Genomic DNA, 24,276 nt, shown 5'->3' with positions numbered 1-24,276 from the left:
AGCTTCAGGACAGCATGTCCTGCATGATCTGTTGCAACACATCCAGATCGAATGGCTTGGCCAGGATCGGTGCTTTGCGGGTGATCGGGCTGTCGGTCTCGCGGATCTCCTGCGGGTAACCACTGATGAAGATCACCTTGAGCTCCGGTCGCAATTTCACTGCAGGCTCGGCAATCTGCACACCGGAAATCCCGCCAGGCAGGCGGAAGTCGGTGATCATCATGTCCAGGTGCGGTTTACTCGCCAGAATTTCAAAGGCCTGCTCGCCGTTTTCGGCTTGCAGCACCCGGTAACCTTCACCAGACAAATAAGCTGACAACACCATCAGGATCGAAGGGTCATCCTCGACGATCAATACCACGTCTTGTGCATCTTCACTCATGGAAAACCTTTGTTCGGTCAATAGCTGCTGATACGACCGTATGGTCACTCAGAGGTTGCGTTCATTTGGCTGTTTTCCTGCAGCGGCAGACAAACGCGAAATAAGGCGCCTTCGCCAATCCGGCTCTCGACGGTGATGGAGCCACCATGGGCGGCGACAATCTGCTCCGAAATAAACAGCCCCAGGCCCAGCCCCGCCACAACCGCCCTGGCGGAAACTCGCTCGAACTGCTGAAAAATGCGCTGCTGATTCTCATCACTGATCCCGATACCACGATCCTGAACCTCAACCCGCGCTTGCCCGGCATGATTGTACACGCGTACGTCGATCGGGCTCTTGGCGCCATAGCGCAAGGCATTGGTCAGCAGGTTGGAAATCACTTGCTCGATACGGAACTCGTCCCAACTGCCCAACACGGACTGGTCGGCGGTCAGGGTGACCGAGGACTCTGCCGCCTCGACCTGCGGTGCAAAGTTTTGCAAAAGATTGCGTACCAGTTGCACCAGGTCAAACCGACTGGGGCGAATCGACAGCTTGCCGGTGCGGATGCGCGAGACATCCAGCATGTCTTCAATCAGGCGGATCAGGCTTTTGATCTGCCGCTCATCGCGGTCGACCATGGCGTGCATCTTATCGAGGGTGAACGCCGCGGCGTTATCCCGGGCCAGGTGCATTTTGCGCAACTGGGTTTCGAGGATCAGGCCATTGAGCGGCGTACGGACTTCGTGCGCGACGATGGACATGAAGTCATCGCGCATGCGCACCGCTTGCTCAAGCTCATTGCGGGTGTGCTGCAACTGCTCGAACAGGGCCTCCTGCTCCCGGCGACTTTGCTCCAGGGCCTCGACTTGTCGCTTCATCGCCTTGCTCTGACGATACAGGTCGACGAAGACATTGACCTTGCTCTTGACCGCCAGAACATCCAGTGGCTTGTGCAGAAAGTCCACGGCCCCGCTTTCGTAGCCCTTGAACGCGTAATTGAGCTCGCGGCCGGCAGCGCTGACGAACACGATCGGAATGTTTTTGGTTTTTTCCGTGCCGCGCATCAATTCGGCCAGTTCGAAGCCGTTCATGCCGGGCATCTGCACATCGAGAATGGCCATGGCGAATTCGTGCTGCAACAACAACGACAAGGCTTCGTCGGCGGACAAGGCCTTGTAGACGAGGCGGTCTTCACGCCTGATCAGCGCCTCAAGCGCCAGAAGATTCTCCGGCAGGTCGTCGACGATCAGTAATTTGGCCTGGATATTACTTGGCATGCGATACGTTCCAGTTCGACAAGCAGACGGCCGAAGCACCGATGACGATAGCTCCTGTACACGGAAAACCTGCACTGTTCATGATTTTCGGTAGATCCGTTCTTGCTTGACCAACGGTTCGAACTGATTGCCGTAGGCCGAAAAATCCAGGGTTTCCTTACTGCCCAGCGCCAGAAAGCCCCGATGACACAGGGATTCATGAAACAAGCCGAACGTTCGATCCTGAAGATTTTTATTAAAGTAAATCAATACATTACGACACGAAATTAATTGTGTTTCCGAGAATACGCTGTCGGTAGCCAGGCTGTGATCGGCGAAGGTCACGTTGTCGCACAGGCTCTTGTCGAAAATGGCGTAGTCATAGGCTGCCGTGTAGTAATCAGCAAACGAACGCTGACCACCGGCCTGCTGGTAATTGTGAGTGTAGGCCCGAACATTCTGCAGGGAGAAAATCCCTTGCCTGGCTTTATCCAGCGAGCGCGGATTGATATCGGTGGCATAGATGATGGTGCGCTCCAGCAGGCCTTCTTCGCGCAACAGAATCGCCATCGAATAGACCTCTTCACCGGTGCTGCAACCGGCAATCCAGACCTTGATCGACGGATAGGTCTTGAGCAGTGGCACCACTTCCTGACGCAGCGCCAGGAAGTGTGAAGGGTCGCGAAACATTTCGCTGACCGGGATCGTCAGCAGCTGCAGCAGTTGCATGAATGCCGTCGGGTCGTGCAGCACCTTCTCTTGCAGCGCCGAGATGGTATTGCACTCGAATTGGCTCAATGCATGGTTGACCCGACGCTTGATCGACGCGCCGGAGTAATCGCGAAAATCGTAGCTGTATTTGAGGTAGATCGCTTCGATCAGCAACCTCAATTCGATTTCGCTGCGCTCCACTAGATCCGTTCCATCTTCGGCAACCACACTCGAATCAACGAAAACAGGCGATCCAGGTCGATGGGCTTGGCCAGATAGTCGTTGGAACCGGCCTGCAAGCAGCGCTCCTGATCGTCCTTCATCGCCTTGGCCGTCACCGCAATGATCGGCAGCTTGCGCCAGCGCGGGTCTTTACGGATTTCGAGGGTGACTTCAAAACCATCCATTTCCGGCATCATCACGTCCATCAGCACCAGGTCGATGTCCTCGACTTCATTCAATCGCTCGATCGCTTCACGACCGTTACGGCCAATCACCACGACGGCGCCCTTCTGCTCCAGCGCACTGGTCAGGGCGAAAATGTTACGAACATCGTCGTCCACCAGCAGCACTTTACGCCCCTCGAAGATCTTGTCACGGCTACGGGCGGTCTTGAGCATGGTCTGGCGTTCATCGGACAGACGGGATTCGACCTTGTGCAGGAAGAGTGTCACTTCATCCAGCAAACGCTCGGGCGAACGCGCGCCCTTGATGATGATCGAGCGCGAATATTTGCGCAGCTCGGCCTCTTCATCCCGGGTCAGGTTGCGTCCGGTGTAGACGATCACCGGTGGAAACGAGCAGATATCCTCGCGGGACATGCGCTTGAGCAAGTCGTTGCCGAGCATGTCCGGCAGCTTCAGGTCGATGATCATGCAGTCGAATATCGTGGTGCGCAGCAGGTCGAGCGCATCCTGCGCCAGCCCGACGGCCGTGATCTCGATGTCTTCGTCGCCGATCAGTCGGGCAATGCTGTCGCGCTGCACATCGTCGTCTTCGACCAGCAATATGCGTTTGACCTTCTGGGTCAGCTTGGCTTCGAGGCGGGCAAACACATCCTTGAGTTCCTCGCGCGTGGTCGGCTTGAGCGCATAACCGATGGCGCCCATGTGCATCGCCGCCTCAACGCGGTCTTCGACAGAAATCACATGCACGGGAATGTGCCGGGTTTCGGCGTGCTCCTTAAGACGCTGCAATACCGTGAGCCCGGAATGATCCGGCAGGCGCATGTCCAAAAGAATCGCATCAGGCGTGAATTGCCTGGCCAACTCATAGCCTTCGTCGGCACCGTGGGCCACCAGGCACTGATAACCCAGTTCATGCGCCAGATCGTAGAGAATCTGCGCAAAGTTCGGCTCATCTTCCACCACCAGGATGCTGCGGGTGGCGAATGGCGCCTTATTGCGATCATCGTCGAAACGCGGAATCTCGACTTCGGCCATCAGCGGCACAGCTGGGGCTGCGACTGCGGCTTTGGGCATGGCAACCGGCGTGGCTTTCATCGTCTCGACGGGAGTATCGCCCGGTTCGACGTACTGCTGCGGCAAGACCAGGGTGAACACACTGCCCTGCCCCGGCGTGCTGGTCAGGCTGATGGAGCCGCCCAGCAAGGTGGCCAGATCACGGGAAATCGACAGACCCAGGCCAGTGCCGCCGTAACGACGGTTGGTGGCGCCATCGACCTGACGGAAGGCTTCGAAAATGCTTTCCTGTTGATCCGGCGCGATGCCGATCCCGGAATCACGGACGATAAAGGCAATGCCCTCGGCTGGCTGAGCCGCGACGATCAGGCTGACCGTGCCCTTTTCGGTGAACTTCACCGCGTTGGACAGCAGGTTCTTGATCACTTGCTCCAGACGCTGGCGGTCGGTGAATAACGTCTGTGGCGCGTCAGCCCGCACTTCGACTTCAAAATCCAGTTGCTTGTCCGTGGCCAACGGCTGGAACATCCCCTGCAGGCCCTCCACCAGACGCGCAACGCTGGTGTTCTCCGGGCGCACCTCAAGTTTGCCGGCTTCCACCTTGGAAATGTCGAGAATGTCGTTGATCAGGTTGAGCAAGTCATTACCGGCGCAATAGATCGACTCGGCAAACCTGACCTGCTCGGCGCTGAGGTTTTCCTGCGGGTTTTCCGCCAACAGTTTCGCCAGAATCAACGAACTGTTCAGCGGCGTGCGCAGTTCATGGGACATGTTCGCGAGGAATTCGGACTTGTATTTGCTGGAGCGCTGCAATTCTTCAGCACGCGCCTCGAGCTCAACCTGGGCCTGATTCAGCTGGGTGTTCTTCAGGTCCATGGCATCTCGCTGTTCGGCGAGTTGCTCGTTGGTTTGCTCCAGCTCGACTTGCTGGGCTTCCAGGTGAGCCTGAGACTGCTTGAGAATCCGCGACTGCTCTTCCAGTTCTTCGTTGGCGGTCTTGAGTTCTTCTTGCTGAACCTGCAGCTCTTCGTTGAGTTGCTGGGTTTGGGCCAAAACTTCCTGCAAACGCTGGCGATAGCGAGCAGCCTCGATCGAGGTGCCGATGTTGCCGGCGATCAACTCCAGCAACTCGACGTCACGATCTGTCAGCGGCCGCAGGAAACCCAGTTCGATCACCCCATTGACTCGATCATCGTCGCTGGTCGGCACCACCAGTACGCTTTGGGGCAGGCCCTCGCCAAGGCCGGAGCTGACCTTGAAGTAATCGCCCGGAACCAGATCGAGACGGATCAGGCGCGCCTGTTGCGCCACCTGACCGACAATCCCTTCGCCACTGTGAATCTGCTGTTCAAGCGCCTCCTGTTCTCGGGAGAAGCCGTAAGATGCGATGCGTTTCAGGCCACCATGCTCCTCGCGAACATAAATCGCCGCCACGGCAGAGCCCAGATAGTGCGCGCAGAACTGCAGAATGCTGCGCCCCAACAGATTGAGAGATAGCTGCCCCAAGACTTGCTCGGCCAGTTCGGTCTGGCCGTTGCGCAACCAGGCTTGCTGTTCCAGGCGCTGGGCACTGGCCTGTTGCGCGGCGAGGTTGGCGCTGTAGCTCTGGGAAAGGTTGAGCAGATCACGGCGGCCAATGTAGGCCAGCAACCCACTGATGCCGGCCACGAACAGCAGATAAAGGGCGATGCTCCAGATCGTGGTGCGCCGCACCTCTTCGTTGCGCGTGGCACGCAGCTGCTGCTCCATGTCGATCGCGTCTTCGAATTGCTTGCGGATCTCATCGGTCAGTCGCTTGCCCCGCCCGGCCTTGATTGCACTGAGGTAATCACCGTTTGCACGCTGCAAATCGATCATCGATTGCGCGTAATGGGTCCATTCCGTCTGCAGGGCCTGGAGTCGGTGCAGGCGGTCGGTCTGCACCGGGTTGTCGGCGGTCAGTTCGAGCAAGGTGTTGAGAGCGACCGTTATTCTTGGCTTGGCCGTCTCATAAGGCTCAAGGAAATGCTCGTCGCCACTGAGCAGGAAGCCGCGCATTCCGGTTTCCAGATCGACGGTCAGCTTTATCGCTTCATTGGCATTATTGATCACCCGGTCAGCGTGCTGAACCCATTGGATCACCGACAGCAGATAGGTGATCAGCGACACGAAGAACACCGCGCTGATAACGCCGACACCCAACGGCAGACTGACGTTGCGGCTCAGGAGCTTACGAAATCGTTGTTCATCAACCGAGGACGCAGAGGTCATGGGAAGCCTTGTCGGACTGTTGAAAACCATCGAGTCTGCCGCAAAACGGCCGAGCCGATCCATTTTTCTGACATCTTTTGCGGCAAAAAACCGCATTTAGCTGCTCTGGGACAAAGGAGCGGTTACTCTCTGCGGCTCTTGTGCGGCTATTGTTTTTTGTAGCGCGTCGGGAACTTGCCGTGATCCGTCACTTACTGATGCAAGAGCCCGGCGATTTCGATCGACGTAACCGCAATTCAACCTTTGAGTGCCCCCACTATGTCCACCACCCCCTCCACCATACTAGTCGTCGAAGACGATGCCATCGTACGCACGCTGATTGTCGATGTGCTGGAGGAACTGGAATTCCGGGTGCTTGAGGCCGATGGCTGTGAAGAGGCGCTGGAATTCATCAACGATGAGGACCAGCACATCGACTTGCTGATGACGGATGTGGGACTGCCGGTCATGGACGGTCGGGAATTGGCGAAACAGGCACGCATGCTGCGCCCCGAGTTGCCGATTCTGTTCGCCAGCGGTTATGCCGAAAGCATCGAGGTGCCTGATGACATGCATGTGATCGGCAAGCCGTTCTCGATTGATCAGCTGCGGGATAAGGTCAAGGGCATGCTTGCATAACGAACACCTAAACGCTTAATTCGCACCGAGCACCTGCTCCTGAAAAGAGCGGTGTGCTTCTTAGTTGTTCCGCAACGGAACATTCAGCACCCATAACAACTTACAACCACACCTGAAACAGGCACTAATACAATGCCAGTTGCTCAATAACTTAAACTAAAAGAGGATCCCCGCACCTTTAAGCAACAACCCGTAGAAGGAACTACTAATGAATCAACGGCACACAGCTGCGAATTATAATTTGCAACCATCAAGCCCTCAAGACATTACCCCTCGACTTAAACAAGGTATTGAGGGCGATAAAATCGAGCGAGGCAAAATTATCGCACAGCTTAAAAAGGCTATTTCCGGAAAAGAAAACAATGAGCAGATAGACTGGGAAGAGTTATTCATTACAGTGACCGAAGGTTCTTCGTTCGAACAGGCACTGCGCCCCGGCGCTGTCATGTTGCGGAACATGATCGACAAGCCCGCCTTTAAAGAAGTGCTCGCCTACTATGCCGTTCATCCCGATGCTTCGTTCTATGTTGTCGATGCCGGACACATCATCGCGTCCCATAATGGCCGCGAAATACGATTGACCGCAAAAACAAAACTTGATCCGGACCTCAATGATGATCTGGTTGCAATCGCTGATATTGCAGCAACCATCGACAGAGTGGTGTTCTTCGACAATCAACTGGGTGTTGCTCAATGGATCACCTTCCACGAATACGAACTGCCCGAAGATGTAAAACGCATTAAAAATCTGATCAAGCATCTGGAGTTTGACTACCACCCTTCCCCGGCATTGGGTAACTACTGGGAAGCCATCACAGGCAGTGAGGACAAGGCTTTGGTGTTATCGGCGGATGACAGGCAAACAATTCGTACCTTGACCGCTCAACACATCGGGGGACGCGGAAAGCTGCTGGTGGACCTGTGTAGCATTGTATTGGGAAACCGTTCGAAAACAGCAAACCGATTGAATTGCCGCGAACTGCTGCACGAATTGGGTATACACCCCTATTTCAAAAGCTGGTCCGAAAATTATTTAAAAGCGCTTGACTGGTACGGATCCAAATCAGGTGAATCTGTCTCTGAGTTGAACCTCGAACAGGCGCTCATGACTGCAATTATTCTCGACATTTACCCGGACGCGGGAGGCGACGAGCGTCGAAATCACATCGCGGGTTACAACCTTTATGCGCCTGAAAACATAGAAAAATCGGTTCCAGAGGTTTTCACTGAACTGGAACGGCATCTTGAGAATGAGCATGACATTCCTTCTAACACCAGTACTCTCGCCGCCTACTTGTTGCTGGCAGGCAGGGCACCCGAATTTCTGGTAAGAGATCTGCCCGAATCATTGCGACTGGGCACCCCCGAATGGATTACGTTCTGTCGGGGTGTTGCCATAGCAGAAGCCAACGCTTGCGGTTCCGTGCTTTCCATGACCTTTGCAAACGTCATGCAACTTGAAGCGATTGAGCCAGTCAACAAGCAGCTGGAAATTCTGCACAGCGTGCTGTCAGTCGACCCGATTATTGACTGGGCGCTGTTGAACAACGTGATTACTCTTGAGCAAGTGATCAGTGACTATAAAGGTTCTGGTGATCGTGCCATTGAGGCTTATCAGACCTTTGCGGATGTCTATTCGCAAGCAGTCGCCACGTTATCGGCCCCGCTGCCCAGTCGAAAAGCGATTTCCCGGGAGATACTTGAGCAGATCGTGCCGGACTGCGATTTCATCGACGAAAAAATACTGTTCGAGAAACAACGGGGTTGGCACGAGTTCAACAATTTCGAGCCGTTAGCCATGTCCATGGTAGAGCTCAACATGTCCAACCATCTGGGGACACTGAACTGGGACTTGAAAAAAAGCCCTGGTATCTACCAGAAATTTCCGCACCTTGTGCCTAATCTGGTCTCTACAGAGGGGATTTTCAAACGTCGTTTTGACCAGGCTTATGCGCCATTGGAAAAAGCGATGGCCAGTATTGTCAATCTGGCTTTGTCGGCGTTACCACCGACTGACCGAGTTCGTTTGCTGTGCGGTGAAGTCACTTTCTTCACTATCCGCCCCTCGGTTGCCATCATCCAGCCTCCCGATTTGTTTCCTCAGGAAAAACAGAAAGCCAAAGATGAAGCCACGGGTCGCTATGGCGTCGTGATGTGCTCGAGATATGAAGGCCGGCTGTATTGTTATGAACTGTTCACCTTGCACGGTGAATGCAGGGAGAACCCGCAACTGGCAGCACTTGTGCAAAAAGAAGGACTGCTGGCACAACCTGCGAGACTGGACTTTACCGACCACATCAACAGTTTGAGCAAAGCTGCAAAAATCCACAATTTGCCAACTGATATAGAGAGCTATACCCATGGAGTTCCACCAGGCAATACACAGTCCAGTCATGGGGTCATTGAAAAACTGGGATCATTGAACGCATCGGTAAAAACAAGACGCACTGTTAAGCCTGGCTATTATGAGAGCTATCAAAGCGAAGAATTCAGCACCCTGACAAATTTCATTTTGAAGCATCGCCCCCTCTGGACGTACGCCGAATTGATAGAAGATGCACGGGGCCGGACAGCGCTGGAGCAAAGGTACTTAAAAGAAGAACAACAATTCGAGACATTCATTAATATTATTGTGCCTTTTAAATCCTGCATCGAAGACTTCTTCTCCGACGATCCGGACCGTAACAGGGGCAGTACGCTGTCCTGCACGCTTGAACTTGCGATGACCGTTTTGCTGGTCGTTGGCGTCGCTGCAAAAGCCGTTAGCGTCGCGGCAAAGGCGGTTTCCACGGCCTCGAAGGCCAGAGCGCTAGCCAAGTTGGGCCTAGGGTTTCTCCATTCTGTGTTCAACCCGCTGGACGGTACGCCAGAGCTGATCCTGGGCGTCGGAAAGTATTTAAAGAAAGGTGTATCGGGTATCAGTCGGGCTGGCTTGAACTCTTTGGAAAATGCAACCCATCAACTTCGAAGACTGACCGGCAGCGCTGACGCTTATGACTTGATCAAAGCGGCGCAACGAACTGATATCGGACAAGGAATCTGGCGTCCGCTGGGTAGCTCTGGAGATTCTTTCGTCGTGTCGGCGGTCCGCATGCAGGATAACTGGTACGCCCTGAACCGGGTTGGGCAACCGTGGGGGAAGAAACTTATCGACTTCAAACTAAGTTTTAAATCACACTTCCTTCGGAGGTTGATGCCAGACAGCTTCGTCTTTTCTTATGTAAAGAAAAGCCTTCCGATTGCCCAAACAAAAATTGACACTGCGCTGCAGCAACTTCTGACGACCCGCGGCGACTTTGAAGTCAATTCGCTTATCAAGTATGTCTTTGGCAATGATTCCGCTGCAACTTTCGAGCATCTTGCCGAGGCGCTAAGCACGATGAAAAAAGACATCAAGCATGTAACTCTCAACAACGTGATTCTTGAAACGTTTCCCGGCGAACGTTCGTTGGCCTCAATGTACACTGATCGCTTCGAAGCTTGGAAAGCCAGCAATTATCAGCCTGATACATTCAATAGCAAATTCCTGTCGATAAACTCTGATGAGATGACTCAGTACTTTCAAGCCACAAAGTTTGACACAGGACGGGTGGCCGACGGTATTGTGCATGAAATGTCTCACGGTTCACAGCGCACGCTGGATCTGATGTATGCCGATATAGACCCAAAAAATGGTCTGAGCGGCCATATTGATGTGACCCAGTTAATGAACCTGGCCAAAAAACCGAAGGGACTGAGCACGGCCGGAATGTCGGAGGTCGTCGAACAAGGCTTTTCTAAATTCGAGAAAATAAAAGGCAGCTTGCCCAGGATCGTCGCTGAGTCACCTGCACTGCTGAATGCTGATTCTTATGCACTGGCAGTCGCATTATTGAATCAGCGGTCAGCCAATTACCCCCGCTTTCTCGACAATCTCGTCCAGATGAAGAACAAGTACAACGCTGTTGCCAAGGATAAGTACATCAAAGAAGCGGTAATTGTGAATCTGTCTTCATTCGACTAAATGCTCGGGGACTGAAACGTCTGTGAAAATGAATCCTATGATCCCATAGGATTCGAGCAAACGGCCGCAATCTCGCTGGAACCTGTTCCTGTGGTTTAATTGCGGCCTTTTTCTTCGTCCCCTTCGCCTACACCAAGGAACACTGTCATGAGTCAGCCCAACGCAACCAAAGTCCTGGTCATTGGTTACGTCTGGCCCGAGCCCCGTTCTTCAGCGGCCGGTGGGCACGTCATGCAAATCCTTGAGACATTCTTGCAGCAAGGCTGGGACGTCACCTTCAGTAGCCCGGCCGGCACCGGTGAACATCGGGCTGATCTGACGGCGTTGGGCATTCGTGAAATTCCGATTGAATTGAACAACAGCAGTTTCGACGACTTCGTCAGTGAACTTGCTCCGGACATAGTGCTGTTCGATCAGTTCATGATGGAGGAGCAGTTTGGCTGGCGGGTCGAAAAATACTGTCCCGATGCCCTGCGTGTCCTTGAGACATCGGATCTGCAAAGCTTGCGGCACGCCCGGCATCAGCGCCTCAAGGATCGCTTGAAGGCCAGTGACGACAATAATGATTTCAGCGACCTGTTCGCGCCGGCGTTGCGCGAAGAGTTCGAACTGATGGCTGATACCGATCTCGCCAAACGGGAGATTGCTGCGCTGTACCGTTGCGACTTGAACCTGATGATCTCTGAAGTGGAAATCGAATTGCTGGTCGAGCAGTTCAAGCTGCCGCGCAACTTGCTGCATTGGTGTCCGCTGATGGTTGAACCGCCGAGCGTGCCGCCGACAGCCTTTGAAGATCGGGCGCACTTTCTCAGCATCGGCAATTTTCGACATGCACCGAACTGGGATGCGGTGCTCTGGATGAAAACGGCCATCTGGCCATTGATCCGCGAGCAACTGCCCACGGCCCAGTTGCATATCTATGGCGCTTACACGCCCCCCAAAGCCACCGCGCTGCACAACCCGGCCCAGGGTTTTCATGTCATGAACTGGGCAGAAGATGCGTTGCAAGTGATGTCGGCGGCACGCATTTGCCTGGCGCCTCTACGCTTCGGTGCCGGTATCAAAGGCAAGATTGTCGACGCCATGTTATGTGGCACCCCCACGGTGACGACGCCCATCGGCGCCGAAGCCATGCATGGCAATCATCCCTGGCCTGGGGCCGTGGCCCGTACGGCACGGGAAGTGGCTGACTGTGCGGTGCGGCTGTACAAGGATGAAGCGCTTTGGGCGCAGGCCCAATCCCACGGGCAGAGGTTGCTGGCCGATCGATATAAAACGTCGGAACATGGCCCGGCATTGATCAAGAAGTTGTTGCACTGCCAACAGCACTTGCCTCAACTTAGACGCGATAACTTTACCGGTAGCATGTTGCGCCATCACCACCATAAAAGTACGCAATACATGGCACAATGGATTGAGGCGAAAAACCGAAACCCTGCCTAAGTTACGCACAACCAAATACACATATTTTGCATTATCACAACGATTGATTGCCCCGCTCTTCCCCTTTATAAATCATTGACCGAAGTGAGTAACAGCCACTCACTTCGGCCAACCGATAAGACCTATCAAACTATGCAAGGAAGCATTAAATGGACAACATTGTTCAGAACAACTACGCATTTAGAAACTGGATGGGCGCCACACCGGCGATTGATACTTTGTCGCTCGCCGAATTGACACTACCAGGCACCCATAACGCCGGCAGCGACTGGAAGTCGTCCTGGCCGCTGATCCCGGGCGCCCATTGGCTGGCGTGTCAGCACGAATCGTTTTACTCGCAACTGCGCCACGGTTCCCGAGTGCTTGACATCCGTTTGACGTATGACGCCAGTGCGCCGGGGCTCGGCAAGTTCTGCATTCATCACAACGGCTACCGTAACGGCCGCACGTTTGGGCACCTTGTCAAAGATGTAGAAATATTTCTGCAAGAAAACCCCAATGAATTCATCATCCTGGACTTTCATGAGTTGAATGGGGATACCTTTGATTACGCTTACTTCAATAAGATGATGGTCCATTTCCTTGGATACCGCTTGATCCCCACCCAAAATCACTCGTTGAGCATCGGCCAACTCAAACGTCTCAGCGACAGCCAACGCGTTGTGGTTGCTGCGCCTTGGCACTGGGCAATGGACAAGAACGTGTTCATTCAGCAAATCGAGCACAAATGGTCTGGCAACGGCCTCACCAGTGCCTCCGAGTTGGAGCAGCACATTATAAAAGTGCTGAAATTCCCGCCAGGTACATGGGCACCATGGTCCCTGTCCGCGACCAGTTATAGCGCTCTCGGTGGTCCGGTAGATATTCACGATGAGCTTAATTCGTGGTTTGACCCGAATAAAAGCGACTGGGCAACACGGTGCAACATTATCAACGTCGACTTCATTGAAGAAAGCAACATCGTTTCATATTGCCTGACCGCGAACCTGAGTAAAGCGGCCAAGCGCGCCAACTAGCGCTGTGCCATTAAAGGGTTATTTCTTGTGCAAGTATTTCCGTGACTGGCAATGCTGTCGCGCACTTCTATGCTGGGTCATGAAAGCCTTTCTACGCAGGCGAGCAATAGAGGTATGGCACGCAGCCACACCCGAAACATGGACCTCGTCCCCTCCATGGAGGGGACGAGTCTACGACAAGGAACTGTCATGACCCATAACGCAGTAATCACGCTGGATAAACAAAAGTGGATGAGTAATGCCCTCGACATCGATCGTATAAAACTGACTGATGTTATCTGGCCCGGCGCCCATAACGCCGGCATGGATAAACAGGCGCCTAATTATGAGGTGGTCGTCGGCAACTGGACGACGTGTCAAAACGGTTCATTTGCATGGCAACTGTCCAATGGCGCACGGGCATTCGATATCCGCCTGGGCTACACCGAGGGGGCTGATCAGCCGATTTTCTATTTCCATCACAATGGATATCAGTCACATCGAGTTCTCGATGAACTCATCAGCGCAGTTTCATCTTTCCTGGACCGTAATCCGGATGAATTTGTGGTTTTAGACTTTCATCAGCTAGGGGACGGTAACAAACGCTTTGACTATCAGAAACTCAATGAGCTTCTGGTCAGCCAACTCGGACAACGAGTAATACCGCCCGACAACGCCACAAAAACGATCGGCGAACTCAAACGGATCAGTGCTCGCCGCCGGGTGATATTAGCGGCGCCCACACGGCGGGAACTGGATGAGAATTATTTCTGGCCGCCCATTGCACACAAGTGGATCAACCGGCGGTTTACCGACACCGAGGATTTGAAAACCCATATTTCCAACACACTCAAAGATGCGCCTTACGAAACATTTTTATGGTCGTTATCGGCCACCAGCTATGCGTTTCTGGGAGGGCCTCAAGACATCAAAAACCACATCAATGACTGGTTCAATCCCACCCGGGACTGGGTCACGCGCTGCAGCATCATCAATACCGACTTTTTCGATGAGTCAGAGATCGTTCGTTATTGCTGGACGGCCACCAGCATGAAAGCCGTTTACGGCCATGCCTTGCATGATCGGGAGCCGGCTTGACGCCCGGAGTGCTGCACGCTGGCATTACCTGCTCGGAAAGAGGCATGATCAGGGTGCAATGACAATAAAAAGCGCCCTGACATGACCCGAACAGCCAGAGTCACCGATCCTTCCTACGAACTGATGGACGACCACAACGGGTTGTCCATCATCTATCGCCAGCACGGATTCCCCTGCCCCCTGGTGCGCTGGCATTTCCACAAGGAATACGAACTGCACCTGATCGTCGCCAGCTCCGGCAAGGTGTTCATCGGTGACTACATCGGTAACTTCTACCCGGAAACGTTGTTTCTGACCGGCCCCAACCTGCCCCACAACTGGATCAGCCAGGTGGCCGAAGACGAAGTGGTGCCCGAGCGCGACATGCTGGTCAATTTCACTGATGAACTGTTCGAAAGCGGCCATCAGGTGTTCGCCGAACTCAAGACAATTGTTCCCTTGCTGGAGCGCGCGCAGTACGGCATCGAGTTTCGCTGCAAGCGCACCATCCGCCAGGCCATGACCTTGATGCAGCGCATCGCCGACACCCGAGGCATGACCCGGCTCGGGCATTTTTTCATTCTGCTGGAGTTGCTGGCGGCGTCCGATGACTACCAGTTGCTGTCCGGTGCCACGACACCGCAATTGGCCGATGAACACAATATCGACCGTACCAACCGCGCAGTGGATTACATCTTTGCCCATTACGCCCGGGATTTGCCGCTGGAAGAGGTGGCCGAGCATTTGGGCCTCAAACCGACCTACTTCAGCCGAGTGTTCAAACAGGCCACCGGCCGCTGCTTCATCGAGTTCGTCAATCGCCTGCGCATCAGCAAATCCTGCGAGCTGCTGGCCGATGGCGACAAAACGGTGACCGATGTGTGTTTCGAATCGGGCTTCAACAATATTTCCAACTTCAATCGGCGCTTTCAACAGCTCAAGGGCATGACGCCGTCGCGTTATCGGCGGCTGGCGGTGCAGAGGTTGACTGAGCAAAACCTCGGCTGAATTTTAGATCGCCTTCGCGGGCAAGCCTCGCTTCTGCAGGAGCGAGGTTTGCCCGCGAAGAGGCCGATGAAACCTGTACAAATTCAATGACCGCTCGCCTCTGCAAAGCCTGTCCTTGTATCTCCCCCGCCAAAGCCCAGTGCAAAAAAGTATCGATCACAGTGCGATGGATGATTTGTCAGCCCATCAATTGAAGGCTGTAATCGGTACACATTCTTCCCTGCGCTGGAAGACACAAAAACAATAACTGTCCTTCTGTAACCCTCCGGGTGCAGAAAAGGAGTGCACGATGCAACCTTCTGTAAAAGCTCTGCTTGCCCTCACCTGCATGACCCTCAGCAGCGTCAGCCTCGGCGCTCAGACCTTGACCATCGCCACCGTCAACAACAGCGACATGATCCGCATGCAAAAGCTCTCGAAAACCTTCGAGGCCGAGCATCCGGACATCAAACTCAATTGGGTGGTGCTTGAAGAAAACGTCCTGCGCCAACGCCTGACCACCGACATCGCAACCCAGGGCGGACAGTTCGATGTGTTGACCATCGGCATGTACGAAGCTGCACTCTGGGGCGCCAAGGGTTGGCTGGAACCGATGAAGGACTTGCCGGCCAACTACGCCCTCGACGACGTTTTCCCTTCGGTGCGTGAAGGTCTTTCGGTCAAGGGCTCTCTCTATGCCCTGCCGTTCTACGCTGAAAGCTCCATCACCTATTACCGCACCGACCTGTTCAAGGAAGCCGGGCTGACCATGCCGGAACGCCCGACCTGGGAACAGATCGGCGAATTCGCCAGCAAACTCACCCATAAAGATAAAGAACAGTACGGCATCTGCCTGCGCGGCAAGGCTGGCTGGGGCGAAAACATGGCGCTGATCACCACTGTCGCCAACGCCTATGGCGCTCGCTGGTTCGATGAGAAATGGCAGCCGGAATTCACCGGTCCTGAGTGGAAAAATGCGCTGAACTTCTATGTCGACACCATGAAGAAGTCCGGCCCGCCTGGCGCATCGAGCAACGGCTTCAACGAAAACCTGGCGCTGTTCAACAGCGGCAAGTGCGCGATCTGGGTCGATGCCAGTGTGGCCGGCTCGTTCGTGACCGACAAAACCCAAAGCAAGGTCAGCGACCACGTCGGCTTTACTTACGCACCGCATCAGGTCACCGACAAAGGTTCGGCCTGGCTGTATTCCTGGGCGCTGGCCATCCCGACCAGTTCCAAGGCCAAGGAAGCGGCGAAAACCTTCAGCGCCTGGGCCACATCCAGGGAATACGGTGCTCTGGTCGCGGAAAAGGACGGCATCGCCAACGTACCGCCAGGCACACGCGCCTCGACCTACACCGAGGCCTATATGAACGCCGCGCCGTTCGCCAAGGTGACGCTGGAATCGCTGAAAGCCGCGGACCCGAGCAAACCGTCCCTCAAGCCCGTGCCCTACATCGGCATCCAGTTGGTGACGATTCCTGAATTCCAGGCCGTAGGCACCCAGGTCGGCAAGCTGTTCTCGGCCGCGTTGATCGGCCAGACCACGGTCGACCAGGCCCTGACCGCCGCCCAGTCAACCACCGAACGTGAGATGAAGCGCGCCGGTTATCCCAAATAACCCCGCGCCCCCTATGTGGGAGCGGGCTTGCTCGCGAAAGCGGTTCTCCAACCGCCGAAGATGTATCGGATGTACTGGCCCCTTCGCGAGCAAGCCCGCTCCCACATTTGATCTTCATTTGTCTGTTCCCAATCGGTTCTGATCGCCATGAATACTTCAACCACTGTCAAAGCTCACATGGACATCCCCCAGCCGGTGCGTAAAAGCCGGTTGAGCAACCCCGGCTGGTTTCTGGTCAGCCCCTCGGTGGCGTTGCTGCTGCTGTGGATGATCGTGCCGCTGGGCATGACCGTTTACTTTTCGATGATCCGCTACAACCTGCTCTACCCCGGTGAAAACGAATTCGTGGGGCTGGAGAACTTCAGCTATTTCCTGAGCGATTCGGGTTTCCTGCCCGGCGCTACCAACACCCTGTTGCTGGTGGGCAGTGTGTTGCTGGTCAGCGTGGTGTTCGGTGTGTTGATCAGCGCATTGCTGGAGGCCAGTGAGTTTCTCGGTCGCGGCATCGTGCGGGTGATGTTGATCTCGCCGTTCTTCATCATGCCCACCGTCGGTGCGCTGATCTGGAAGAACCTGATCTTTCATCCGGTCTCGGGGATTCTCGCCTCCATCTGGAAGCTGTTCGGCGCGCAGCCGGTGGACTGGCTGGCGCACTACCCGCTGCTGTCGATCATCATCATTGTGTCCTGGCAATGGCTGCCCTTCGCGATCCTGATCCTGATGACCGCCATGCAGTCCCTCGACCAGGAACAGAAAGAAGCCGCGCGCCTGGACGGTGCCGGCCCGATTGCCATCTTCTGGCACCTGACCCTGCCGCACCTGGCCCGGCCGATCGCGGTGGTGGTGATGATCGAAACCATCTTCCTGCTGTCGGTGTTCGCCGAAATCTTCACCACCACCAACGGCGGCCCCGGCTACGCCTCGACCAACCTCGCCTACTTGATCTACAACCAGGCGCTGGTGCAGTTCGACGTCGGCATGGCCTCCGCCGGTGGTTTGATCGCGGTGGTGATTGCCAACATCGCGGCCATCGTGCTGGTGCGCATGATCGGCAAAAACCTGACAGACAAAGCCTGAGGCCCGCGCCATGACTCTTCAACAATCCCGTCGTCTGCAAAGCCTGCTGCTCGGTACCCTGGCCTGGGCCATCGCGATCGTGATTTTCTTCCCGATCTTCTGGATGGTGCTGACCAGTTTCAAGACCGAAATCGACGCGTTCGCCACGCCGCCGCAGTTCATCTTCATGCCGACGCTGGAGAACTACCTGCACATCAACGAGCGTAGCGATTACTTCAGCTTCGCCTGGAACTCGGTGGTGATTTCCTTCAGCGCCACGGCATTGTGCCTGCTGATTGCGGTGCCGGCGGCCTACTCCATGGCGTTCTACGAAACCCAGCGCACCAAAGGCACGCTGCTGTGGATGCTCTCCACCAAGATGCTGCCGCCAGTAGGCGTGCTGATGCCGATCTACCTGTTGGCCAAGAGCTTTGGCCTGCTGGATACGCGAATCGCGCTGATCGTGATCTACACGCTGATCAACCTGCCGATCGTGGTCTGGATGGTTTACACCTACTTCAAAGACATCCCCAAGGACATCCTCGAAGCGGCACGCCTGGACGGTGCCACCCTGTGGCAGGAAATGGTCCGGGTGCTGCTGCCGATCGCCAAGGGCGGCCTGGCTTCCACGGTGTTGCTGTCGCTGATCCTGTGCTGGAACGAGGCGTTCTGGTCGCTGAACCTGACCTCGTCCAAAGCCGCGCCACTGACCGCGTTGATCGCCTCTTATTCAAGCCCCGAAGGTTTGTTCTGGGCCAAGTTGTCGGCGGTGTCGACCCTGGCTTGCGCGCCGATCCTGATCTTCGGCTGGATCAGCCAGAAACAGCTGGTCCGCGGCCTGTCGTTTGGCGCCGTGAAATAGCCCTCAAAGAATAAACATAAAGGAGCGCCATCATGGCCAACCTGAAAATCAAAAATCTGCAAAAAGGCTTCGAAGGTTTTTCCATCATCAAAGGCATCGACCTGGAAGTGAACGACAAGGAATTCGTGGTGTTCGTCGGCCCGTCGGGTTGCGGCAAGTCCACCCTGCTGCGGCTGATCGCCGGCCTTGAGGAAGTCAGCGGCGGCACCATCGAGCTCGATGGCCGCGACATCACCGAAGTCAGCCCGGCCAAGCGCGACCTGGCGATGGTGTTCCAGACCTACGCCCTGTACCCGCACATGAGCGTGCGTAAAAACATGTCGTTCGCCCTCGACCTGGCCGGTGTAGCGAAAGCCGAAGTCGAGAAGAAGGTCGGCGAAGCAGCGCGCATTCTAGAGCTCGGGCCGATGCTCGAACGCAAACCGAAACAGCTGTCCGGCGGTCAGCGTCAGCGCGTGGCCATCGGCCGGGCCATCGTGCGCAACCCGAAAATCTTCCTGTTCGACGAACCGCTGTCCAACCTCGACGCCGCCCTGCGGGTGCAAATGCGCCTGGAACTGTTGCGCCTGCACAAAGAACTGCAAGCCACCATGATCTACGTGACCCACGATCAGGTCGAAGCGATGACCATGGCCGACAAAGTCGTCGTGCTCAATGGCGGCAAGATCGAGCAGGTCGGTTCGCCACTGGACCTGTATCACCAGCCGGCCAACCTGTTTGTCGCAGGTTTTCTCGGCACACCGAAAATGGGCTTCCTCAAAGGCAAAGTCACCCGTGTCGACAGCCGGGGCTGCGAAGTGCTGCTGGACGCCGGCACCCGCATCACTCTGCCGCTGAGCGCTGCCAACCTGAGCGTCGGCGGCGCGGTGACCCTGGGCATTCGCCCGGAACACCTGGAGTTGGCGCAACCTGGCGACTGCACGTTGCAAGTCACCGCCGATGTCAGCGAACGTTTGGGCAGCGACACCTTCTGCCATGTGCTGACGTCTTCCGGTGAAGCGTTGACCATGCGCGTTCGCGGCGATCTGGCCAGCCGTTATGGCGAAACCCTGAGCCTGCACCTGGACGCCGAACACTGCCATTTATTCGATGCCGACGGCGTGGCGCTGACCCGTCCACTGCGCGCCGCAGCCTGATTTCAGAGAACATGCGATGAAACTGAATAAGTCCAACCTCAACCGCCTCGCCCCCGAGGTGGTCCTGCCCGCCTACACCCTGAGCGACACCCGCCAGGGCATCGCGCACATTGGCGTCGGCGGTTTCCACCGCGCCCATCAGGCGTACTACACCGACGCCTTGATGAACACCGGCGAAGCGCTGGACTGGGCCATCTGCGGCGTTGGCCTGCGCGCCGAAGACCGTCGCGCCCGGGACGATCTCAAAGAACAGGATTACCTGTTCACCTTGTTTGAACTGGGCGATACCGACGACACCGAAGTGCGAGTCATCGGCGCCATCCGCGACATGCTGCTGGCCGAAGACGGCGCCGAAGCGCTGATCGATAAACTGGCCAGCCCCGAGATCCGCATCGTCTCGCTGACCATCACCGAGGGCGGCTATTGCATCGACGACAGCAACGGCGAGTTCATGGCGCACTTGCCGCAGATCCAGCACGACCTGAGCAATCCGAACGCGCCGAAAACCGTGTTCGGTTTCCTCTGCGCCGCGCTGGCCAAACGACGTGCAGCCGGCACGCCCGCGTTCACGCTGATGTCCTGCGATAACCTGCCGCACAACGGCGCGGTGACCCGTAAAGCCTTGCTCGCATTCGCCAGCCTGCGCGATGCCGACCTGCGGGACTGGATCGAGCGCAACGTCAGCTTTCCAAACGCCATGGTCGACCGCATCACACCGATGACCAGCATCGAGCATCGTCTGCAACTGCACGACAAGCACAGTATCGACGACGCTTGGCCGGTGGTCTGCGAACCCTTTGTGCAGTGGGTGCTGGAAGACAAATTCGTCAACGGTCGCCCGGCCTGGGAAAAAGTCGGCGTGCAGTTCACCGACGACGTCACGCCTTACGAAGAAATGAAGATCAAACTGCTCAACGGCAGTCACCTGGCCCTGACCTACCTGGGGTTCTTGAAGGGTTACCGCTTCGTTCACGAAACCATGAACGACCCGCTGTTCGTACGCTACATGCGCGCCTACATGGACCTGGACGTGACACCGCAATTGGCGCCGGTGCCGGGCATCGATTTAACCGAATACAAAAACACCCTGGTGGCGCGCTTCTCCAATCAGGCGATTGCCGATCAGCTGGAGCGGGTGTGTTCGGACGGCTCATCGAAGTTTCCGAAATTCACCGTGCCGACCCTCAACCGCTTGATCGCCGACGGCCGCGAGACCAAACGTGCGGCGCTGGTGGTGGCGGCCTGGGCGCTGTACCTCAAAGGCGTGGATGAGAACGGCCAGACCTATGCAATTCCGGATCCGCGGGCGGCGTTCTGTCAGGCGCTGGTGGCCGATGATGCGTTGATCACCCAGCAGCTGCTGGAGGTCGAGGAGATTTTCGGCACGGCGATCCCGCGTTCGCTGGAGTTTGTGGCGGCGTTCGAGTGGTGCTGCAACAGCTTGCGGGAAGTTGGGGTGACTCGGACGTTGGAGCGGGTTTTGGCGTAAGTACGGTGGTGAAGCTACTGCCGTCTTCGCGAGCAAGCCCGCTCCCACATTGGATCGTTGTCGTACACAAAATCTACGTTCGAAGATCTACTGTGGGAGCGGGCTTGCTCGCGAATGGGCTCACCGAGATCGACTGACACACCAAGGATCTTCCATGGCAAACCAACAACTATTCCTGGGCATCGACTGCGGCACCCAAGGCACCAAAGCCGTGATCCTCGACGCGCACAGCGGTCAGGTCCTCGGCCAGGGCGCTGCTGTCCACAGCCTCATCAGCGGCCCCAATGGCCGTCGCGAGCAAGACACCACCCAGTGGCTGGAAGCCTTTACCCAGGCCACCCGTCGTGCGTTGCTCGCCGCGGATGTCGACGGTCAAAACATCCTGGGCATCGGCGTTTCCGGCCAGCAACATGGCCTGGTGCTGCTCGACGATCACGGCCAGGTACTGCGCCCGGCCAAGCTTTGGTGCGACACCGAATCCACCCCGGAGAACGAGCGCTTGCTCGCCCACCTGGGCGGTGAAAAAGGCTCACTGGAACGCCTCGGCATCGTCATTGCGCCCGGCTACACCGTGTCCAAACTGCTCTGGACCAAAGAACAGCACCCGGAAATTTTCGCCCGCATCGCCCGTATCCTGCTGCCCCATGACTACCTCAACTATTGGCTCACCGGCCGTAGTTGCAGCGAGTACGGCGATGCGTCGGGCACCGGTTATTTCAACGTGCGCACGCGTCAGTGGGACTTGCAACTGCTGCGCGACATCGACCCCAGCGGGCGCCTGCAAGCCGCGCTCCCGGAGCTGATCGATGCCCGTCAGCCGGTCGGTACGATCCTGCCAGGCATCGCCGAGCATCTGGGCATCAACCCCAAGGCCCTGGTCTCCAGCGGCGGTGGCGACAATATGATGGGCGCCATCGGCACCGGCAACATACAGCCCGGCGCAATCACCATGAGCCTCGGCTCTTCGGGGACGGTCTACGCCTATGCCGAGCAGGCGCACGTCAGTCCGGACGCCTCGGTGGCAACGTTCTGTTCCTCCAGCGGCGGCTGGTTGCCGCTGATCTGCACCATGAACCTGACCAATGCCACCGGCGCGATTCGCGAGTTGTTCGAACTGGATATCGAGCAGTTCAACGCCTTGGTCGAACACGCGCCGATTGGTGCTGAAGGCGTGTGCATGCTGCCCTTCCTCAACGGTGAACGCGTTCCCGCCCTGCCCCATGCCAGCGGCAGCCTGCTGGGGTTGACCATGACCAATCTGACCCGGGCCAATTTGTGCCGCGCCGTGGTGGAAGGCACCACCTTCGGTTTGCGTTACGGGCTGGACCTGCTGCGCCACAATGGCTTACAAAGCCGCAGCATCTGCCTGATCGGTGGCGGCTCGAAGAGCCCGGTGTGGCGGCAGATCGTCGCCGACATCATGAATACGCCAGTGATTTGTACCGAACAGAGCGAGGCCGCGGCCCTTGGCGCAGCGATTCAGGCGGCGTGGTGCACGTCTTGGACAAACGGCCACGAAGACAGCCTGGCGGATTTGTGCGAGCGCTGTGTGAAGCTCGATCCGGCCAGTGAAACCTTGCCGATTGCAGAAAATGTACTGGCCTGTCAGCAGGCCTATGAACGCTATCAACAGCATGTCGCAACCCTTTAAAGAGCGAGCAACTATGTATCTGGTGTGTGGTGAAGCGCTGTTCGATTTCTTCAGCGAAGACGATGCCAGCGGCCTGGCATCCAAAGTGAATTTCAAGGCAATTGCCGGCGGCTCACCATTCAACGTCGCGGTGGGTTTGCGCCGCTTGGGCGTGGATGCCGCGCTGTTTGCCGGACTGTCGACCGACTACCTCGGCCGCCGCTTGCAGCAAGTGCTGCAGGATGAAGGTGTGCGCCCGGATTACCTCGTGGACTTTGCCGCGCCGACCACGCTGGCGATGGTCGCGGTCGGTGCCAACGGCTCGCCTCACTACAGCTTTCGCGGCGAAGGCTGCGCGGATCGGCAACTGAGCCTGGCGCATTTGCCGCAACTGGGGCCTGAAGTGCGCGGCTTGCACATCGGCTCGTTCTCGCTGGTGGTGCAACCGGTTGCCGATACCTTGCTGGCACTGGTACAGCGTGAAAGCGGCAAACGCCTGATCAGCCTCGACCCGAACGTGCGCCTGAATCCCGAGCCGAACATCGAGTTGTGGCGTTCGCGGATCGCCACGCTGGTGGAGCTGGCGGACCTGATCAAGGTCAGCGATGAAGACTTGAGCCTGTTGTATCCCGAACAGGATCCCCAGCGCGTGATCGAAAGCTGGCTGGAGCATCGCTGTCAGCTGGTGTTCCTGACCCGTGGCGGTCAGGGCGCAACGGTGTTCAGCCGGGCTCATGGCACATGGTCGGTGCCGGCCTGCTCGGTGAAGATTGCCGACACTGTTGGGGCCGGCGATACCTTCCAGGCGGCGCTGATTACCTGGCTGACCGAGCAGCAGCTGGATTCGGTTGCGGGTGTGCAGCGGCTGAGCCGTGAGCAGATTGACGCGATGCTCAGGTTTGCGGTGAGCGCTGCAGCGTTGACCTGCAGCAAGACCGGGCCGGATTTGCCGTATCGGCGGCAGTTGAGCTGAAATACACGCCCTCATACCTCCCCTGCTATGGCAGGTCCTGATTTCAGGGCCTGTCGGCGGACATGAATAAAAGACAGCCTGCATATGTTTTTTTGGGCGTTATATCTTTTCGCCCATTATGTTTTTTAGATATATTCTTATTGCAATTTAAAACTATAAAACCAGGCAAAAGATAAGCGGCTGTTGACAGCCCTATATTTTTATATGCAAAGTAAATTTATAGCATTTTACACTTGCAACTATTCCAAAAAAATAATTACCCACAGCCAATTACAACCAAGTAGTTACTTGACCGCCACATGCCTTCAACTAGTATCTTTTCCACGCACGGCGCAGGTAAGGACAATTGCTGTGCGAATCCTTATACCACCACAACAGGAAAAG

17 protein-coding genes are annotated in these 24,276 nt (G+C 56.2%); 13 read left to right on the top strand and 4 right to left on the bottom strand.

Going from position 1 to position 24,276, the window contains the following annotated elements:
• Positions 1 to 4 precede the first annotated feature (4 nt).
• From PSH64_RS13140 to PSH64_RS13125, 4 genes are all read right to left on the bottom strand, one after another.
• Complete coding sequence (locus tag PSH64_RS13140) at positions 5 to 382, bottom strand: response regulator (RefSeq protein WP_038983388.1); 378 nt, start codon at positions 380 to 382, stop codon at positions 5 to 7.
• Positions 383 to 426: 44 nt separating this feature from the next.
• Positions 427 to 1,641 (bottom strand): hybrid sensor histidine kinase/response regulator, encoded by a 1,215-nt coding sequence (locus tag PSH64_RS13135; RefSeq protein WP_305480890.1) that lies wholly within the window; start codon positions 1,639 to 1,641, stop codon positions 427 to 429.
• Positions 1,642 to 1,719: 78 nt separating this feature from the next.
• Positions 1,720 to 2,532 carry a protein-glutamate O-methyltransferase CheR gene (locus PSH64_RS13130; protein ID WP_105341841.1) on the bottom strand — a complete coding sequence of 271 codons (813 nt, stop codon included), beginning with the start codon at positions 2,530 to 2,532 and terminating at the stop codon, positions 1,720 to 1,722.
• Positions 2,532 to 6,002: a response regulator gene (locus tag PSH64_RS13125; RefSeq protein ID WP_305480889.1), complete on the bottom strand. Its 3,471-nt coding sequence runs from the start codon at positions 6,000 to 6,002 to the stop codon at positions 2,532 to 2,534. Before PSH64_RS13125 ends, PSH64_RS13130 begins: the two co-directional genes overlap by 1 nt.
• Positions 6,003 to 6,260: 258 nt before the next feature.
• Between PSH64_RS13125 and PSH64_RS13120 the strand changes: the two genes are divergently transcribed.
• From PSH64_RS13120 to PSH64_RS13060, 13 genes are all read left to right on the top strand, one after another.
• On the top strand, positions 6,261 to 6,620 hold the full coding sequence (locus PSH64_RS13120) for a response regulator (protein ID WP_105341843.1): 360 nt from the start codon (positions 6,261 to 6,263) through the stop codon (positions 6,618 to 6,620).
• A gap of 208 nt (positions 6,621 to 6,828) precedes the next feature.
• Positions 6,829 to 10,623 (top strand): hypothetical protein, encoded by a 3,795-nt coding sequence (locus PSH64_RS13115; RefSeq protein ID WP_305480888.1) that lies wholly within the window; start codon positions 6,829 to 6,831, stop codon positions 10,621 to 10,623.
• A 147-nt stretch (positions 10,624 to 10,770) separates the two neighbouring features.
• The gene (locus PSH64_RS13110) at positions 10,771 to 12,066 is read left to right on the top strand and encodes a glycosyltransferase (protein WP_305480887.1); all 1,296 of its coding nucleotides are present in this window, start codon (positions 10,771 to 10,773) and stop codon (positions 12,064 to 12,066) included.
• Between the two features lie 149 nt (positions 12,067 to 12,215).
• On the top strand, positions 12,216 to 13,082 hold the full coding sequence (locus PSH64_RS13105; protein WP_305480886.1) for a phospholipase: 867 nt from the start codon (positions 12,216 to 12,218) through the stop codon (positions 13,080 to 13,082).
• Between the two features lie 189 nt (positions 13,083 to 13,271).
• Positions 13,272 to 14,159 (top strand): phospholipase, encoded by an 888-nt coding sequence (locus PSH64_RS13100; RefSeq protein ID WP_305480885.1) that lies wholly within the window; start codon positions 13,272 to 13,274, stop codon positions 14,157 to 14,159.
• An 81-nt stretch (positions 14,160 to 14,240) separates the two neighbouring features.
• Positions 14,241 to 15,146, top strand: a complete 906-nt coding sequence (locus tag PSH64_RS13095) for an AraC family transcriptional regulator (protein ID WP_105341854.1) — start codon at positions 14,241 to 14,243, stop codon at positions 15,144 to 15,146.
• Positions 15,147 to 15,435: 289 nt separating this feature from the next.
• Entirely contained in the window at positions 15,436 to 16,746 is a 1,311-nt protein-coding gene (locus PSH64_RS13090; RefSeq protein ID WP_305480884.1) for a sugar ABC transporter substrate-binding protein, read from the top strand.
• 147 nt (positions 16,747 to 16,893) lie between these two features.
• On the top strand, positions 16,894 to 17,823 hold the full coding sequence (locus tag PSH64_RS13085; protein WP_105341859.1) for a carbohydrate ABC transporter permease: 930 nt from the start codon (positions 16,894 to 16,896) through the stop codon (positions 17,821 to 17,823).
• A gap of 10 nt (positions 17,824 to 17,833) precedes the next feature.
• Positions 17,834 to 18,664 (top strand): carbohydrate ABC transporter permease, encoded by an 831-nt coding sequence (locus PSH64_RS13080; RefSeq protein ID WP_105341861.1) that lies wholly within the window; start codon positions 17,834 to 17,836, stop codon positions 18,662 to 18,664.
• Positions 18,665 to 18,696: 32 nt separating this feature from the next.
• Positions 18,697 to 19,800 (top strand): ABC transporter ATP-binding protein, encoded by a 1,104-nt coding sequence (locus PSH64_RS13075; protein ID WP_064618056.1) that lies wholly within the window; start codon positions 18,697 to 18,699, stop codon positions 19,798 to 19,800.
• Positions 19,801 to 19,816: 16 nt separating this feature from the next.
• Positions 19,817 to 21,289, top strand: a complete 1,473-nt coding sequence (locus PSH64_RS13070; protein WP_305480883.1) for a mannitol dehydrogenase family protein — start codon at positions 19,817 to 19,819, stop codon at positions 21,287 to 21,289.
• A 154-nt stretch (positions 21,290 to 21,443) separates the two neighbouring features.
• Complete coding sequence (gene xylB, locus PSH64_RS13065) at positions 21,444 to 22,940, top strand: xylulokinase (protein WP_305480882.1); 1,497 nt, start codon at positions 21,444 to 21,446, stop codon at positions 22,938 to 22,940.
• 13 nt (positions 22,941 to 22,953) lie between these two features.
• Positions 22,954 to 23,892 (top strand): carbohydrate kinase, encoded by a 939-nt coding sequence (locus PSH64_RS13060; RefSeq protein ID WP_305412665.1) that lies wholly within the window; start codon positions 22,954 to 22,956, stop codon positions 23,890 to 23,892.
• Positions 23,893 to 24,276 lie beyond the last annotated feature (384 nt).

The organism is Pseudomonas sp. FP1742, from assembly GCF_030687145.1.
GTDB classification, from domain to species: domain Bacteria; phylum Pseudomonadota; class Gammaproteobacteria; order Pseudomonadales; family Pseudomonadaceae; genus Aquipseudomonas; species Aquipseudomonas frederiksbergensis_D.
This window is presented reverse-complemented; position numbering and strand designations above follow the sequence as displayed.